The sequence below is a fragment of the Corynebacterium sp. HMSC070H05 genome, from assembly GCF_001837615.1.
Classification (GTDB): domain Bacteria; phylum Actinomycetota; class Actinomycetes; order Mycobacteriales; family Mycobacteriaceae; genus Corynebacterium; species Corynebacterium coyleae.
In genome coordinates this window covers 190918-206256 of sequence record NZ_KV833273.1, presented here as the reverse complement: position 1 = coordinate 206256, position 15339 = coordinate 190918, and the positions used below count along the sequence as shown (strand labels likewise).

Sequence of the window (15339 nt, the reverse complement as noted above, 5' to 3'; positions counted from 1 at the left end):
TTCCGGACACACATTTTGTCGCTTAACCCGTTTTTCTTTTTCTTCAGGCAGTCAGGCTGGGGTCTGCGATTCCTAGCTGCCAATATTGGGGGTTTTGTGCCAGTGTGGGAACTATTCGGCCGTTTTAAGCGACTACTCATTTCGAGTGTGAGAATTACGCACTCAACAGTTTGAACAAGGAGACGAAATGCCCAAACCTGCACATTGCAGGCAAGTTGCACGAGTGGGCGGTATCGCTGCCGCGGCGTTGGCAACTGTTCTGGTTACCTCGGCTCCCGCGGTTGCGCATGACGTTGTTATCGGATCCAACCCCGAAAACAAGTCTGTGGTGCAGGACTTTCCTGAGCGGATCGAGCTGGAGTTTTCTGGCGAGCCCAAGGAAGGTTTCAATACCGTCGCCATCTCACGTACGGAGAATGGAAGCACGGATGTGCTGTTCACCGGCGAACCGGTAATTGAGGGCCGAAACGTCACACTCGACCTTCCGCCAGATCTGCAGCCGGAGGCCGGAGACTACAAAGTTGGCTTCCAAATCGTCTCGTCCGACGGACACGCAACTAAGGGCATGACCTCGTTTAGCTATCAGCCAGATGGCGCTGGCTCGCAATCGCAACAGGATTCGACCGCTACTAACGCTGCAGAAACGAATGAAAACTCAAGCGTTTCTGCTCTCTGGCTGCTTGCTCTTGGCACCATCGTGCTTGCGGTCATCGCGGTGTTGGCCGTGACGAATCGTTCGAAGAAGAGCAAGACCATAACTGATCACGTGCGCAAAGGCGCGCAGTAAGGAAACATGATGAAGAATCGTTTGATGGCCACGGCAGTTGTCGCTGCTTTCGCTTTGACCCCGGCGCTGACCGCCTGCTCTAGCGACTCTAATGAGGCGGCAACCGACACAGCTACCTCGTCCGCTGCAACGTCGGCAAGTGAGACTGCCACGGATGCTGCCGCCACCTCGGACGTTGAACTCGTCGATGGCACTGTGCGTGCAAAGGCTGCCAAGGACGCAGAAAATGGCAGTGATATGACGGCGATCTTTGGCACCTTGAAAAATGGCACGGATGAAGACATCCACGTGATTGGCTTCACTACCTCGCTGGGTGAAGCCATGTACGAAATCCACGAGGTTGTGGATGGCGTCATGCAGGAGAAGGAGGGGGGCATCGTCATTCCGGCCGGTGGCACTTACGAGCTGAAGCCGGGCGGTGACCACTTCATGGTGATGGGCTACCCGGACGAGATTCCTGCTGGAGACACCGTTGATGTCACGCTGCTGACTGAGGGTGGCACCACCATTGATATTCCGGAAGTAGCCGTCCGTACCATGCTGCCGGGCGTGGAGGACTACGGCGAGGATGGCCAGGTCATGGACCACAGCCAGCACAAGCACGGCGACGATGCAGCGCATGGCGAACACGCCGAGCACAGCGAAACCGCTGAGCACAAGCACTAGGAGGAGCGAATTCAATGGTTGAGCCACAGCGTGGCGGAGTTTCCCGCCGGGTGTTTCTGGCCGGTGCGGCTGGGGTGGCGGGGGTTGCGTCATCAAGCATGGCGCTCGTTGCGTGTAGCGGTGAGGATGATCGCGAAACTGCATCACGGGCACTTACCGAATCAACTATCGCATTCGATGGCGCTCATCAGGCAGGCATCCAAACGACTACACAAGCGAATCTCAACCTCGTTGGGTTCAACCTCAAAGACGGCGTGGAGGCCGATGGAATCCGCCGTCTAATGCGGTTGTGGACGGAAGATGCGCGAGAGCTCGTCTCCGGCCGCAACCCTTTGTCAAGCCTTGAGCCAGAAATGGTAGACAGGCCAGCAAACCTCACAATCACATGCGGCTTGGGCGAGCGAATCTTTGACGTCGCCGCCCCCAAAAGTAAGCCGGCGTGGCTGCACGACATTGAGCCGATGCCGCGGGAGAAACTCGTTCCAGAGTGGGGACAAACCGATATCGTTCTCCAGATCTGCTCGGATGACCCGATGGTGTGCGCATGGGTAATGCGCCACATGACCCGCGCAGGGATGGACTACGTAAAAACTGCGTGGGTGCAGCAAGGGTTCATGAACGCCTACGGCAATATTCCGAAAGGCCAAACCCCGCGCAACCTCTTCGGTCAAGTCGATGGAACCGTCAACCCACATTCGGACGATGAATTCGCGGAGCAGGTGTTTCACGAGGATGGCTCTTCCTCACTGGTAGTGCGCCGGATCGCGATGGATCTCGACGATTGGGAGCGGCTCGACCGGGCTTCACGCGAGGAGTCTGTCGGCCGCAGGTTGAGCGACGGTGCCCCGCTCACTGGCGACAGCGAATTCGACAAACCAGATCTCGATGCAATTGATGAATACGGTCTGCCCGTCATTGACAGGAACTCGCACATGGCGCGAGCAATGCCGCCGAAGGACCATCCGGAGCAGCGTTTCTTACGCAGACCGTACAACTACAACCTTCCGCCGGACCCGAACTCGAAAGGTCTCTCAAATGCAGGCTTGGTCTTTCTGACTTTCCAGAAGGACCCGGATATCCAGTTCACGCCGGTGCTTCGCCGTCTGCTGGAGATGGATCGCCTTAACGAATGGACGACTCACATTGGTTCCGCGGTGTACTGGGTGCCACCGGGCACTGTGGAGCCGGGTAGTGGTAACTCCGGTGATACGTACTGGGGCGAAGCCGTACTTTCCGGCACTCGGGGGTAGAATCCCTATCGACCGGCGTGCGTCTGCGCCGTCGGGACAGTGAACAGCACGATGGGGTTGCGTCCAGGTATGACGCAGCCCAATGACGCGCAAAGGAGCGCACGACACCTATGTCAAACGAAGCAGTAGTCGAGTTTGCAACGTTCGAGGTCCCCGCAGGCACCGCCGTGGGTGCAGCGATGCGGGAGTTGAACTTGCCAAACAAGGGCGACGACGCCGTCGTTTGCGTCTTGGATGCAGAGGGCGAACTCAAAGATCTTTCCCACGTGCCGGAGCAAACCGCCACGTTCACTCCTGTCCCGGCAAACACTGAGCTTGGTCGCTCGGTTATCCGCCACTCCTGTGCGCACGTACTTGCACAGGCTGTTCAGGCGGAGTTCCCGGGAACCAAGCTGGGCATTGGCCCTGCGATTGAAGATGGCTTTTACTACGACTTTGATGTCGCCGAGCCGTTTACGCCTGAAGATCTGAAAACGCTTGAACGGCGTATGAAGAAGATCATCAAGCAAGGCCAGAAGTTTGTCCGCGGTGTCTACGCATCCGTGGAGGAAGCAGCCGAGGATCTCAAGGATGAGCCGTACAAGCTCGAACTGATCAACGACAAGGGCAACGTCGACCCAGATTCCGACGAAGCTACTGAAATCGGTGCAGGCGAGCTGACCCACTACGACAACGTCAATCCCCGCACGGGCGAGGTGGAGTGGCATGACCTGTGCCGTGGCCCGCACGTTCCAACGACGAAGTACATCCCGGCATTCGCACTGACCCGTTCGTCCGCTGCCTACTGGCGAGGCGACCAGGACAACGCTGGTCTGCAGCGTGTCTACGGCACGGCGTGGGAGTCGAAGGAAAAGCTCGACGAGTACATGACCATGCTCGAGGAGGCTGAGAAGCGCGATCACCGCCGTCTTGGCAATGAGCTGGATTTGTTCTCCTTCCCAGACGAGGTCGGTTCTGGTCTTCCGGTATTCCACCCGGACGGTGGCATCGTGCGTATGACCATGGAGCAGCACTCGCGTGAGCGTCACGTGGCAGCCGGCTACTCCTTCGTCAACACCCCGCACGTGACCAAGGGTGACCTTTTCAAGAAGTCTGGTCACCTGGATTGGTACGCCGACGGCATGTTCCCGCCGATGAAGCTCGACGGTGAGGTTGACGCTGACGGCAACGTGACTAAGCAGCCGGTGGACTACTACGCCAAGCCGATGAACTGCCCGATGCACAACCTGATCTTCGACTCTCGTGGTCGTTCCTACCGCGAACTTCCGCTGCGTTTGTTCGAGTTCGGCACGGTGTACCGCTACGAAAAGTCTGGTGTGGTGCACGGTCTGACTCGTGCTCGTGGCTTTACCCAGGATGATGCTCACATCTACTGCACTGAGGAGCAGCTGGAAGAAGAGCTCACCAGCGTTCTGGAGTTCATCATCTCGCTGCTGCAGGACTACGGTCTGGATGACTTCTACCTCGAACTGTCCACGAAGGACCCGAAGAAATACATTGGCGACGACGACATCTGGGAGCGTTCCACGAACATTCTCGAGTCGGTGGCGAAGAAGTCTGGCCTTGAGCTGGTTCCGGACCCTGCCGGCGCCGCTTTCTATGGCCCGAAGATTTCGGTGCAGGCACGCGACGCCATCGGTCGCACCTGGCAGATGTCGACCGTCCAGTTGGACTTCAACCTTCCTGAGCGCTTTGACCTGACCTACACCGCCTCTGACGGTTCGAAGAAGCGTCCGGTGATGATCCACCGTGCACTCTTTGGCTCGATCGAGCGTTTCTTCGGCGTGCTGCTCGAGCACTACGCGGGTGCGTTCCCGGCATGGCTGGCGCCACACCAGGTTGTGGGTATTCCGGTTGCTGATGCGTTTGCCGACCACCTTGATGGGGTCGTCGCAAAGCTGTGCGAGCGCGGTATTCGTGCAGAGGTTGACCACTCGGACGACCGCATGCAGAAGAAGATCCGTACGCACACCACGAACAAGATCCCGTTCATGCTGCTTGCGGGTGAGCGTGACGTTGATGCCAACGCTGTGAGCTTCCGCTTCCTTGATGGCACGCAGATCAACGGCGTGAATGTCGATGAGGCAGTGGAGATCATCGCGGACTGGATCGCGGCGAAACGTAACGATCAGCCGAGTGAGGCAAACGTTGCAGACCAGCGGCAGTAATCATGGCGAGGACCCCTACATCGATACCGGTGTAGGGGCTCCTGACCGTCTTGTACGTCTGTGGGCGCCCTACCGGTCGAGTTACATTGCGTCGGCGCCGAGATCGTCGAAAAGCAATGACCCGTTTCTAGAGATACCGAAACTCAGCGACGAAGACGGATTGATTATTGCCCGTGGCACGCGTGTGTACGCGGTGTTGAACCTGTATCCGTACAACGCGGGACATCTCATGGTTGTGCCGTATCGCAAGGTCGCGGAGCTTGAAGCGCTTGACGACGAAGAAACAACCGAACTGATGGCGTTTGCCAAGCATGCGGTAAAGACGCTGAAGCATGTGTCGAACCCAGAGGCGATTAACGTCGGTTTGAACCTGGGCAAGGCGTCCGGGGGGTCGGTTGGAGATCACCTGCATCTGCATGTGGTTCCGCGCTGGTCCGGTGACTCGAATTTTATGACTGTGCTTTCCGGAACCAAGGTTCTGCCGCAGCTCCTGCGGGAGACTCGCGAGCTGCTGGCGCAGGGGTGGCGCGAGGTCGAACAGGGCGAGGGGAGAAGCCACGATGCTTAGTGTGCATGGGCGTAAACCGGCAGCTGTTGTCGTGGAACCGGTGGCGAAGGGCTTGTTGAAAGCCGGCGTCACGCCGAACATGATCACCCTTGCCGGCACGATTGCCACGATGCTGGCGATGATGGTTCTCATCCCGACGGATCATCTCGTGTGGGCAGCGGTGTTGAGCACGATTTTTGCAGCGTGTGACATGGTGGACGGCACCATGGCGCGATTACGTGGTGGTGGGACGGCTTTCGGCGCAACACTAGACGCCAGTTGTGACCGTCTCACGGACGGCGCCCTGTTTGGGTCGATCGCGATGTGGATGGTCTACGTTGCGGACTTGTCTGCGGTCCACGTTGCAGCCTGCCTAGCTGTGTTGGTCCTCTCGCAGGCGATCAGCTACATCAAGGCGCGCGCTGAAGCCGGCGGCATCAGCGTCGTCGGCGGCCTCATTGAACGGCCAGAGCGTTTGATCCTTGCTTTGGGCGGGCTAGCGCTCGAGGGGTTTGGGGTGCCCAACGCTGTCGTGGTGTCAATTTGGATTCTGTTAGCAGGGTCGTTGTTTACCGTGGTGCAGCGGCTGGTCTTCGCCGCGCGAGACGATCAGGCGAACGCGAAGATGGCGCCACCAGCAGGGGCGTAGATGAGCGGCATTGGAAAGCGTGTGTCTTCGGCGGGTTACATCGCCGGGTGGAAGATCGTCGGGGCGCTTCCGGAGTGCCTCACGCGTCCGTTAGCTGCTGCTGGTGCGGATTGGGTATCAAACGACGGCGCCGGAATGGACATGCTGCGCCGCAATCTCACACGCGTCGTCGGTGCAGAAAACGTCACCAAGGAGCTGGTGCGTGACAGCATGCGTTCCTACGCAAGATATTGGCTCGAAGCTTTCCAACTGCCTCGCATTGCGGATGATCCAAACTTGGATGAGCGACTCACTGCAGGTCTGGTTGGTAGGGAGTATTTGCAGGAGTCGATCGATGCTGGCAACGGGGTCGTACTGACTCTGCCGCATTCCGGGAATTGGGATATGGCGGGAATGTGGCTTGCAAAGCACTATGGAACGTTTACAACGGTTGCTGAGCGGCTCAGGCCTGAGAAGCTGTTTGATTCGTTCGTGGAGTATCGCGAAAGTCTGGGTTTCGAAGTACTTGCCCTCACCGGGGAGAAAACTCCTCCCTATGCAAGGCTCAAAGAGGTCCTCCAAGGCGGGGGCATCGTGTGTTTGATGGGAGAGCGCGACCTTGGGCGTCGAGGTGTGCCAGTGACATTTTTCGGCGAGGATACGACTTTTCCTGCAGGGCCAGCAAAGTTGGCATTGGAGACAGGCGCGGGCCTTCACACGGTGCATACGTGGTTTGCAGGTTCGCAGACGGATCCTGGCTGGGGGATGAGCGTTGCACCTGCGCTGAAAGTAACCACGCTTGAGCGAACGGTGCAGGCAATTGCAGACGAGTTCGCTGTCGCGATTGCCCACCACCCGCAGGATTGGCACATGCTGCAGCCGTTGTGGCCTGTCGATGTCCCGGTTCGCGGGAGGCGCTGGGCGCTCGACAACCGTTCAGACATCTCAAGGGAGACCTAGCCGATGCGGGTTGGGCTAGTCTGCTCCTATTCTTTTGATGAACCTGGTGGAGTTCAAGCGCATGTCCTTGACTTGGCGGAGCGGTTGCGGGAAATGGGACATCACAGTGAAGTCCTTGGCCCTGCATCTGCCGATACACCGTTGCCCGAATGGGTAACTCGGGGCGGGCCAGCGGTTCCGATTCCTTACAACGGTTCTGTGGCGCGCTTGTCGTTTGGCCCGCGAGTAGTGAGGACGACCAAGCGATTCATCGAACTCGGCGATTTCGATGTGCTGCATATCCACGAGCCAAATTCGCCGGGCTACGCCATGGTTGCGAACCGAATAGCTGCGGGTCCGATCGTGGCTACCTATCACACCTCTGCGGAGAGCTCCTACGCGCTGAAAGTAGCGCTGCCTGCGTTGCGTGCGAACTTGGAGAAGATTCGTGCCGGAATCGCAGTGAGCGAGTTGGCATGGCAGTGGCAGGCAGAACAGATTGGCACTGACCCTGTGATCATTCCGAACGGAGTTGACACGCGACGCTTCGCGCGGGCTCGTGGTGTGCGCAATGACTCTTCAGACGTGGAGGTTGTGTTCCTTGGGCGACTCGACGAGCCACGTAAAGGCCTCGATGTGTTCTTGGCTGCCCTGGAGCGTCTTCCGCGCCTTCCTCAGGTGACGGTGATGGGCGGAGGTGCTGCACGCGAAATGGACGGGGTGCGTTTCGCTGGGAAGGTTACGGAGGATGAAAAGGTCGAGATTCTCGGCCGCGCCGACATTTTTGTTGCCCCGAACCTCGGCGGCGAGTCGTTTGGCATCATTCTGGTCGAAGCAATGGCGGCGGGGTGTGCCGTGGTAGCCAGCGATATCCCTGCTTTTGCCGCCGTTGGCTCTGACGCTGCGGCATTCTTCCCACCGGGGGATCCCGATGCTTTGGCGCAGCAGTTGCAGCTGCTTATCGACGACGCCACTTACCGCAATGACTTGATTAACCGAGGCGCACGTCGGGCCAGGGAATTCGACTGGTCAGTGGTGGCGAACCGTGTTTGCGCTGTGTATGAGGCTGTTTCCTACAACGAGAAGGTGAGGATTGAGCGGTGACATTTGGTGTCGTGCTTCTCGTCGTCGCGCTGATCTGCGTTGTCATCGTGGCTGCCTGGGCGTTTCACACTGCGCAGCGACTTCACCGATTGCATATTCGTTTGGATAGGTCCCGTGATGCGCTGCAGGCTGCTCTTGACCGCCGCTGCGCTGTAGTTGCGGCGCTGTTTCCGGAGCTCGCGAAGCAGGCTCACGAAACGGAGGCGCTTCGGTTCAGCTCGAAGGATCTTCGGCTGCGTCTTGGCGCTGAGGGGGATCTGATGCAGGTGGTCAGGGAGTCGTCGCAAAGCAGTGGCGACGTACCGGCTGAACTCCGTGATGCACATACCCGAGTAGAACTCGCCCGGCGGTTCTATAACGATGCGGTTGCGGATACGTTGGTGCTGCAGTTGCGACCTATGGTGCGGTTTTTCCGTCTTGGCGGTACTGCGGTAGTGCCGCAGTTTGCCACCGACGGCCAGTAACAGCGTATTTGTGCAGCTGGCGTATACTTGCGCTCTGTTAACCGTCAACAGAGGAATGAAGGGGTGCTCGATGGCAGGCCACTCAAAGTGGGCAACGACCAAGCACAAAAAAGCGGCGAACGATGCAAAGCGTTCCAAGCTCTGGGCGAAGATGATCAAGGATATCGAGGTCGCCGCCCGCACAGGCGGCGGTGACCCCGCTGCTAACCCGACCCTCGATGACATGATCCGCAAGGCGAAGAAGGCCTCGGTCCCCAACGACAATATCGAGCGCGCTCGCAAGCGTGGCTCCGGCGAGGAAGCCGGCGGATCCGACTGGGAAACTGTCATGTACGAGGGCTACGGCAACAACGGTGTTGCTGTGTTGATTGAGTGCTTGACCGACAACCGCAACCGTGCCGCAACCGAGGTACGTACCGCCATGACCAAGAACGGTGGCAACCTGGGCGAGTCCGGCTCTGTCGGTTACATGTTTGAGCGCACCGGTGTGGTCACGATCAAGAAGGGTGACCTCTCCGAAGATGACGTGCTGATGGCAGTGCTCGACGCTGGCGCTGAGGAAGTCAACGACCTCGGTGAGGAGTTCGAAATTACCTGCAAGCCGACTGACCTGCCTGCAGTGCGTGAGGCGCTGATCGGTGAAAGCATCGAGATTGAAGATGCTGGCCAGGAATTCCGTGCCGACGTTCAGGTCGATCTGGATCTCGAGGGCGCACAGAAGATGATGCGCCTGATCGACGCGTTGGAAGATTCCGACGACGTCCAGAATGTCTACACCAATATGACGATCTCGGACGAGGTTGCAGCGCAGCTCGACGCTTAACACTTCGTCGTGAACCGGCGCGCCCTCTTTGAGAGGCGCGCCTTTTTCGCACGTTGTGGTAGAACATATGTGTCATGAGCGAAGGAGTGGTTGCGTGAACCTCGAAGGACTACGGGTGATGGGCATTGATCCCGGTCTGACGCGTTGTGGCTTGTCTGTTGTGCAGGCAGGTCGTGGCCGCCAGATCATTCCCGTAGCAGTTGGCGTCGTGCGAACTCCCTCAACAGCGGAGCTTGCGGAGCGCCTGCTCAGAATCTCTCGGGCGGTGGGCGAGTGGATGGATGATTACCAGCCCGATGTTGTTGCTATGGAACGTATCTTTGAACGTGGCAACGTCTCCACGGTGATGCACACAGCGCACGCTGTCGGTGTCATGGTCTTAGCCGCTGCGGAGCGTGACATCCCGGTGCACATGTACACCCCTTCAGAGGTAAAGAAAGCAATATCTGGCAACGGGCGTGCGGACAAGAAGCAAATGACCACTATGGTCACGCGCATTCTTGGTTTGAGTGAGGCGCCGAAACCAGCAGATGCTGCTGATGCGCTGGCCATTGCAGTCTGTCACTGCTGGCGCGCGCCACTTATCGCTCGAACGCAACATCTCCAACAACTTCAACACCCCAATACGAAGGCGGCAGTGCAATGATTGATTCTCTCAACGGTGAGGTGCTCACTATTGGTCTCGACCATGCGGTCATTGAGTGTTCTGGGGTGGGCTATAGGTTTCTTGCTACACCGCAAACGCTTGGCGGTCTTGTGCGTGGTGAAACGCGTCGAGTGATGACCTCGATGGTGGTCAAAGACGACGGCGTCACCTTGTATGGCTTTGGCGACAATGAATCGCGCGAGATGTTCCATAAGTTGCAGACCGTGACTGGCTTGGGTCCGAAGTTGGCTATTGCCGCGTTGTCTGTTTTTGAGCCTGGCGAGCTTTCGACGCATATTGCAAACGGTGACGCGAAGAAGGTTCAAACGATCCCCGGCGTGGGCAAGAAAATGGCCGAGCGCATGATCCTCGAGCTCAAGGACAAAGTCGAAGCGATGTTGCCGGCGCAGTCACCAAGCGGTGCGGCGGCTGGTACAGGAGTAAAACCAGCCACCACCTATGCCTCGGAACAGGTTGTGGAAGCGCTGGTCGGACTCGGATTCCCAGAGCGTACGGCACAGTCGGTCGTAGATCAGCTGACAACAGACCAGCCGGATCTCGACGCTTCTGCGTTGTTGCGTCAAGCGCTGACGCATTTGGGCAAGAAGTAGGCTAATGCGCAATGTCTGATGTGGAAAAGACCGAGTTCCAGCTCCCTGAAGGTTTTTCAGCGAAAGCACCGTCGCCTGTCGACGCCAACGTGCAGGCCGACGAACACGATATTGAGCGTTCGTTGCGTCCGAAGTCCATTCAGGAATTCATCGGCCAACCCAAGGTACGAGAACAACTCAGTCTTGTGCTTACGGGCGCCCGAAATCGTGGTGTGACGCCGGATCATATCTTGCTGTCTGGTCCGCCTGGACTGGGCAAGACCACAATGGCAATGATCGTCGCACAGGAATTAGGCACGTCGTTGCGCATGACCTCCGGGCCTGCTCTTGAACGGGCAGGCGACTTGGCGGCGATGTTGTCTAACTTGATGGAGGGCGATGTGCTCTTCATCGATGAGATTCACCGCATCGCACGGCCGGCTGAGGAAATGCTCTATATGGCCATGGAGGATTTCCGTATCGACGTCATTGTTGGCAAGGGCCCGGGCGCGACATCGATTCCGCTAGAGATTCCTCCGTTTACCCTTGTCGGGGCAACCACGAGGGCAGGTATGCTCACCGGCCCGTTGCGTGACCGCTTTGGGTTTACAGCTCAAATGGAGTTTTACGATGTCGACGACCTCACCAAGGTTGTCAGCCGTGCAGCGAACATCCTTGGGGTGCAGATTGATACTGACGCTGCGGTTGAGATCGCCTCGCGTTCACGTGGAACCCCGCGAATTGCGAACCGACTCCTGCGTCGAGTGCGCGACTGGGCTGAGGTCCATGGCGACGGCAGGGTAAACCTGGATGCCGCACGAAGTGCGCTCGAAGTGTTCGATGTCGACGAGCTAGGGCTAGATCGCCTCGACCGTGCTGTGCTTGGCGCCCTGATCAGGGGACATGGCGGTGGCCCGGTAGGTGTAGGGACCCTTGCGATCGCGGTTGGCGAGGAATCCGGCACCATCGAAGAGGTCTGTGAGCCTTATCTGGTGCGCGCGGGACTGATGTCGCGAACAGGCCGGGGGAGGGTTGCTACCGCCGCCGCGTGGGAGCACTTGGGTTTGCAGGCACCTCCCGAAGCGCCTGGGCAGATGCCGCTCTACTAAGCCCACGATTGTGTTGTGCAATGATGGTTTCTCATGGAACCAATTTTGCTCATTGTCATTCTGGCCTTGTTCTTGCTGCCTTCCATCCTCATGATGCGTGGCCAGAAGAAGCGTCAGGCTCAGATTGAACAACTGCGTCAGTCGATTCAGCCTGGCGATCAGATTGTCAACGTTGCAGGCTTCCACGCCACGGTCGTGGAGCACAATGGCGAGACCATGCTTGTGGAGCTTGCCCCGGGTGTAGCCGTGACGATGGATACGGCTGGTGTGATGCGCAAGATTGAGCCTGTGGCACCTGTCGACACAAATGAGGTACCCAACTAAGTTTTTCTGGCCTGATGGCGTAGCATATTTGCGTTGTGCCATCACCGGCTCGCGCGATTGTTTGTGTCCACCGCACCTTGAAAGATGCTGCTGGATCGGCGTGTGCGCCGGTGTAAGGCGGAAAACCCGAGCCTGAACAAAGAGGAGTCTGCTCAGTGTCTACACGCACTCGGCGATCCGGCGAGGCGAAGTCGAAGCGGCAGTGGCCCGCGAAGGCGCTTGCCCTATTCGCTCTCATCGTCATCGGCGTCTACGCCCTTGTATTTTTTACCGGCACGAAGAGTGCTACCCCGAAGCTAGGTATTGACTTGCAGGGCGGTACTCGTGTGACACTGGTGCCGCAGGGTGAAGAGCCTACGTCAGAACAGCTCCAGGATGCTCGTCGGATTCTGGAGAACCGTGTCAACGGCATGGGCGTCTCGGGCGCATCGGTCGTCGTCGATGGCAACACCATCGTGATCGAAGCAGCCGGTGACGATACCTCGGAGATCCGTAACATCGGACAGACCTCCCAGCTGTTCTTCCGACCTGTGCTTGACCCTCCGGCTGCAAACCCGGCTGAAGCAGATAAAGCCATCTCGGATATGGCAAACGAGTGGGTAAAGTACGGCATCTTCACGCCCGAAGAGGGCCAGTCACTGCTGAAACAGTTCGCGGCTCGCAAGGAGCAGGCTGAGAAACAAGCCGAGGAGCAGGCCAAAGCTGCTGAGTCAGGCGATGCAAACAACCCAGAGGTTGGCAAGGACGTCGCGCCAAGCGAGGAAGAAGCGCCAGCAGAGCCGAAGAACGTCCCACAGATTTCCGCTGAACCACTGCCGGAACCGAACGGCCCGGTTGAGGCCACTGAGCGCCGCCAGGAAATCACTGACATGCTGCGCAAGACCCGCCAGTCGACTGACCCGACTCAGCAGTACGCTGCGTTGACGTTGATGTCCGCACGCTGCTTCGGCCAGGCAACCGACCCGCTCGCTGGCTCGGATAAGCAAGATCTTCCGCTAGTTGCTTGTGACCCGTCGACCGGTCAGGCGATGCTGCTTGACGAGGTCCCCCTGCTGAGCGGTGTAACAGATCCGGAAGGGCCCCGCCTGACCGGCGAGCAGATTGATACCAGCCGCGCGATTACCGGCGGATACAACCCGCAGTCGGGACAGATGGAGATCAGCTTCGCCTTCAACCAGGCTGGTGATGTCAACGGTTCCGCCACCTGGGCGAAACTCACCAGTGAGATGCTGCAGAAGCAGATTGCAATCACACTTGACTCCCAGGTGATCTCCGCGCCAGTTATCCAGGGCGCAACCCCAGTCGGCTCCGCAACCTCGATCACGGGTCAGTTCACTCAAGAGGAAGCTGAGGGGCTCGCAAACAACCTGCGCTACGGAGCACTGCCGCTGTCGTTCGCCGGTGAAAACGGTGAGCCAGGCGGAACTGCGATGACGGTTCCCCCTTCACTCGGTCAGGCCTCCTTGAAGGCTGGCCTGTATGCGGGGCTGGTGGGTCTTGCCATGGTGGCGATCTTCGTTTTCGCCTACTACCGCCTCTTCGGCTTCATCTCGTTGGTCACCCTGGCAGCAGCGGGTTTGCTTGTCTACGGCATGCTCGTGTTGCTCGGTCGCTGGATTGGATACTCGCTCGACCTGTCGGGCATCGCTGGTCTGGTCATCGGTATCGGTACGACTGCAGACTCGTTCATCGTGATTTATGAGCGCATCAAGGACCAGGTACGCCACGGCAAGACATTCCGTTCGGCGACCGCGTCCGGTTGGGAACGGGCCAAGGAGACGGTCATCACAGGCAACATGGTGACTCTGATTGGTGCGGTCATCATCTACTTCCTGGCAGTTGGCGATGTCAAGGGCTTCGCCTTCACCATGGGTCTGACAACCATCTTCGACCTGTTGGTCACCTTCCTGGTCACTGCGCCGCTTCTGGTGCTCGCATCTCGCAGCAATTTCTGGTCGAAGCCGTCTGTCAACGGTATGGGTGCCGCATTCCGCACCGCAGAAGAACGCCGCGCTGCAGGTGATCTTGAGGAGGGCGACGGCGTCGTCGTCAAGCAACAAGCTTCCGTGGAAGCATCCGCCGCGAATGAGGAGGCCTAATCATGTCGAGCACTGTAGCTACGACCGAAACCCCCACGACGAAGCGCGGCTTTGCACGTCGCGACCGTGAATCGCTGTATGACGGCTCCGGCGGCCTCGACTTCGTCGGGCACCGCAAGACCTGGTACAGCATCACCCTCGGACTTATTGTGGTCGCGATCCTGGCGATGTTCATTCGTGGCTTCAACATGGGTATCGACTTCGAGGGCGGCACCAAACTGACGATGCCTGCCGGCGATTTGGTTGCGACCGAGGTCGAGGAAACCTTCGTCGAGGCCACCGGTGTGACACCTGAGCTCACCCAGATCGTTGGCGCTGGCGACGCCCGCACGCTGGAGATCAACTCTGCCCACCTTTCACAGGAGCAGATCGATGCCGCGCGCCAGGCTATTTTCGATACTTACCACCCACAGGATCACAACGGTGAGCCGAGCGCTGACGCTATCGGTGACTCCACCGTGTCGGAGTCGTGGGGTTCCACGATTACGAACCGCATGCTCCTGGCTATGGTCGTGTTCCTTTTGGCAGCGTCCGTGTATGTCGCGGTGCGTTTGCAGCGTGCGATGGCGCTGGCTGCCATGGGGGCGCTGTTGGTTGATGCCATCCTCATCATGGGTATCTACGCATTGTTCGCCCTTGAGATCACCCCAGCGATGATCATCGGTTTCCTGACTGTGTTGACGTTCTCGCTTTACGACACGGTGATTGTGTTTGACAAGGTCAAGGAGAACACGTCGGGAGTGCTTGATTCTCGACGATCCACCTACGCGGAAGAGGCCAACCTCGCGGTCAACCAGACCGTAATGCGTTCGATTTCCACCTCGGTTATTTCTGCGCTGCCGATCATCGCACTGATGATTGTCGCGGTATGGATGCTGGGCGTGGGTACTTTGAAGGACCTTGCGCTCATCCAGCTCATTGGCGTCATTCAAGGCGTGATCTCCTCGTTGTTCTTGGCCACCCCGATGTTGGTCAGCCTGGTAAACCGCCGTCAGGAGCACAAGGACCACAATGCTGCGGTTGAGGCATTCCGAAGCCGTGGCCAGGTCGAAGAAGTTGAAGAGGAACCGGTCGAAGAGAAGAAGCGCCACGTGGCTACTCCGATTCGACCTGTGGAAGACACGGGTGCATCTTCGACAAGCACCTGGCGTCCGAACGCGTAAGAAAGCGGCTGAAACCTAGTGGTGCGTGGACT

General features: G+C 58.4%; 16 protein-coding genes. All 16 read left to right on the top strand.

The features are described 5' to 3' along the window. The first annotated feature begins 187 nt into the window (after window positions 1-187). The 16 genes from HMPREF2617_RS01030 to secF all read left to right on the top strand — a co-directional run bounded on the left by HMPREF2617_RS01030 (window position 188) and on the right by secF (window position 15307). Complete coding sequence (locus HMPREF2617_RS01030; RefSeq protein WP_070839097.1) at window positions 188-787, top strand: copper resistance CopC family protein; 600 nt, start codon at window positions 188-190, stop codon at window positions 785-787. Window positions 788-793: 6 nt separating this feature from the next. Beyond that, on the top strand, window positions 794-1453 hold the full coding sequence (locus HMPREF2617_RS01025) for a copper chaperone PCu(A)C (RefSeq protein ID WP_083323148.1): 660 nt from the start codon (window positions 794-796) through the stop codon (window positions 1451-1453). Window positions 1454-1467: 14 nt separating this feature from the next. After that, a complete protein-coding gene (locus HMPREF2617_RS01020; RefSeq protein WP_070770961.1) occupies window positions 1468-2703 on the top strand; it encodes a Dyp-type peroxidase in 1236 nt (411 codons plus the stop codon). Between the two features lie 110 nt (window positions 2704-2813). Beyond that, window positions 2814-4871: a threonine--tRNA ligase gene (gene thrS, locus HMPREF2617_RS01015; RefSeq protein WP_070839093.1), complete on the top strand. Its 2058-nt coding sequence runs from the start codon at window positions 2814-2816 to the stop codon at window positions 4869-4871. Continuing rightward, on the top strand, window positions 4840-5439 hold the full coding sequence (locus tag HMPREF2617_RS01010) for an ATP adenylyltransferase (RefSeq protein WP_246821668.1): 600 nt from the start codon (window positions 4840-4842) through the stop codon (window positions 5437-5439). Before thrS ends, HMPREF2617_RS01010 begins: the two co-directional genes overlap by 32 nt. Further along, entirely contained in the window at window positions 5432-6067 is a 636-nt protein-coding gene (gene pgsA / locus HMPREF2617_RS01005; protein WP_070816230.1) for a phosphatidylinositol phosphate synthase, read from the top strand. Before HMPREF2617_RS01010 ends, pgsA begins: the two co-directional genes overlap by 8 nt. Continuing rightward, window positions 6068-7006 (top strand): phosphatidylinositol mannoside acyltransferase, encoded by a 939-nt coding sequence (locus tag HMPREF2617_RS01000; RefSeq protein ID WP_070839091.1) that lies wholly within the window; start codon window positions 6068-6070, stop codon window positions 7004-7006. Window positions 7007-7009: 3 nt separating this feature from the next. After that, window positions 7010-8089, top strand: coding sequence for a glycosyltransferase family 4 protein (locus HMPREF2617_RS00995; protein WP_070839089.1), 1080 nt, complete (start codon window positions 7010-7012; stop codon window positions 8087-8089). Beyond that, window positions 8086-8553, top strand: a complete 468-nt coding sequence (locus HMPREF2617_RS00990) for a LemA family protein (protein WP_246819507.1) — start codon at window positions 8086-8088, stop codon at window positions 8551-8553. The genes HMPREF2617_RS00995 and HMPREF2617_RS00990 overlap by 4 nt, the downstream gene beginning before the upstream one ends. Before the next feature lie 70 nt (window positions 8554-8623). Beyond that, window positions 8624-9376, top strand: a complete 753-nt coding sequence (locus HMPREF2617_RS00985; protein WP_070423069.1) for a YebC/PmpR family DNA-binding transcriptional regulator — start codon at window positions 8624-8626, stop codon at window positions 9374-9376. A gap of 94 nt (window positions 9377-9470) precedes the next feature. After that, window positions 9471-10022 carry a crossover junction endodeoxyribonuclease RuvC gene (gene ruvC, locus HMPREF2617_RS00980; RefSeq protein ID WP_070451330.1) on the top strand — a complete coding sequence of 184 codons (552 nt, stop codon included), beginning with the start codon at window positions 9471-9473 and terminating at the stop codon, window positions 10020-10022. Beyond that, entirely contained in the window at window positions 10019-10633 is a 615-nt protein-coding gene (ruvA, locus tag HMPREF2617_RS00975) for a Holliday junction branch migration protein RuvA (protein WP_070816227.1), read from the top strand. Before ruvC ends, ruvA begins: the two co-directional genes overlap by 4 nt. Window positions 10634-10644: 11 nt before the next feature. After that, window positions 10645-11721, top strand: a complete 1077-nt coding sequence (gene ruvB, locus HMPREF2617_RS00970) for a Holliday junction branch migration DNA helicase RuvB (RefSeq protein ID WP_070423072.1) — start codon at window positions 10645-10647, stop codon at window positions 11719-11721. Between the two features lie 33 nt (window positions 11722-11754). Continuing rightward, window positions 11755-12045, top strand: coding sequence for a preprotein translocase subunit YajC (yajC, locus tag HMPREF2617_RS00965; protein ID WP_070451334.1), 291 nt, complete (start codon window positions 11755-11757; stop codon window positions 12043-12045). A 155-nt stretch (window positions 12046-12200) separates the two neighbouring features. Next, window positions 12201-14144, top strand: a complete 1944-nt coding sequence (gene secD, locus HMPREF2617_RS00960; RefSeq protein ID WP_070839087.1) for a protein translocase subunit SecD — start codon at window positions 12201-12203, stop codon at window positions 14142-14144. Then, window positions 14144-15307 (top strand): protein translocase subunit SecF, encoded by a 1164-nt coding sequence (gene secF / locus HMPREF2617_RS00955; RefSeq protein ID WP_371325716.1) that lies wholly within the window; start codon window positions 14144-14146, stop codon window positions 15305-15307. Before secD ends, secF begins: the two co-directional genes overlap by 1 nt. Window positions 15308-15339: the final 32 nt, after the last annotated feature.

What these genes read in the sequence shown, in the direction of transcription:
- yajC (WP_070451334.1), top strand. Translation starts at nt 11,755, where the DNA reads ATGGAACCAATTTTGCTCATTGTCATTCTGGCCTTGTTCTTGCTGCCT.
- ruvB (WP_070423072.1), top strand. Translation starts at nt 10,645, where the DNA reads ATGTCTGATGTGGAAAAGACCGAGTTCCAGCTCCCTGAAGGTTTTTCA.
- HMPREF2617_RS01030 (WP_070839097.1), top strand. Translation starts at nt 188, where the DNA reads ATGCCCAAACCTGCACATTGCAGGCAAGTTGCACGAGTGGGCGGTATC.
- ruvA (WP_070816227.1), top strand. Translation starts at nt 10,019, where the DNA reads ATGATTGATTCTCTCAACGGTGAGGTGCTCACTATTGGTCTCGACCAT.
- HMPREF2617_RS00985 (WP_070423069.1), top strand. Translation starts at nt 8,624, where the DNA reads ATGGCAGGCCACTCAAAGTGGGCAACGACCAAGCACAAAAAAGCGGCG.
- HMPREF2617_RS00995 (WP_070839089.1), top strand. Translation starts at nt 7,010, where the DNA reads ATGCGGGTTGGGCTAGTCTGCTCCTATTCTTTTGATGAACCTGGTGGA.
- thrS (WP_070839093.1), top strand. Translation starts at nt 2,814, where the DNA reads ATGTCAAACGAAGCAGTAGTCGAGTTTGCAACGTTCGAGGTCCCCGCA.
- HMPREF2617_RS01025 (WP_083323148.1), top strand. Translation starts at nt 794, where the DNA reads ATGATGAAGAATCGTTTGATGGCCACGGCAGTTGTCGCTGCTTTCGCT.
- HMPREF2617_RS01000 (WP_070839091.1), top strand. Translation starts at nt 6,068, where the DNA reads ATGAGCGGCATTGGAAAGCGTGTGTCTTCGGCGGGTTACATCGCCGGG.
- pgsA (WP_070816230.1), top strand. Translation starts at nt 5,432, where the DNA reads ATGCTTAGTGTGCATGGGCGTAAACCGGCAGCTGTTGTCGTGGAACCG.
- HMPREF2617_RS01020 (WP_070770961.1), top strand. Translation starts at nt 1,468, where the DNA reads ATGGTTGAGCCACAGCGTGGCGGAGTTTCCCGCCGGGTGTTTCTGGCC.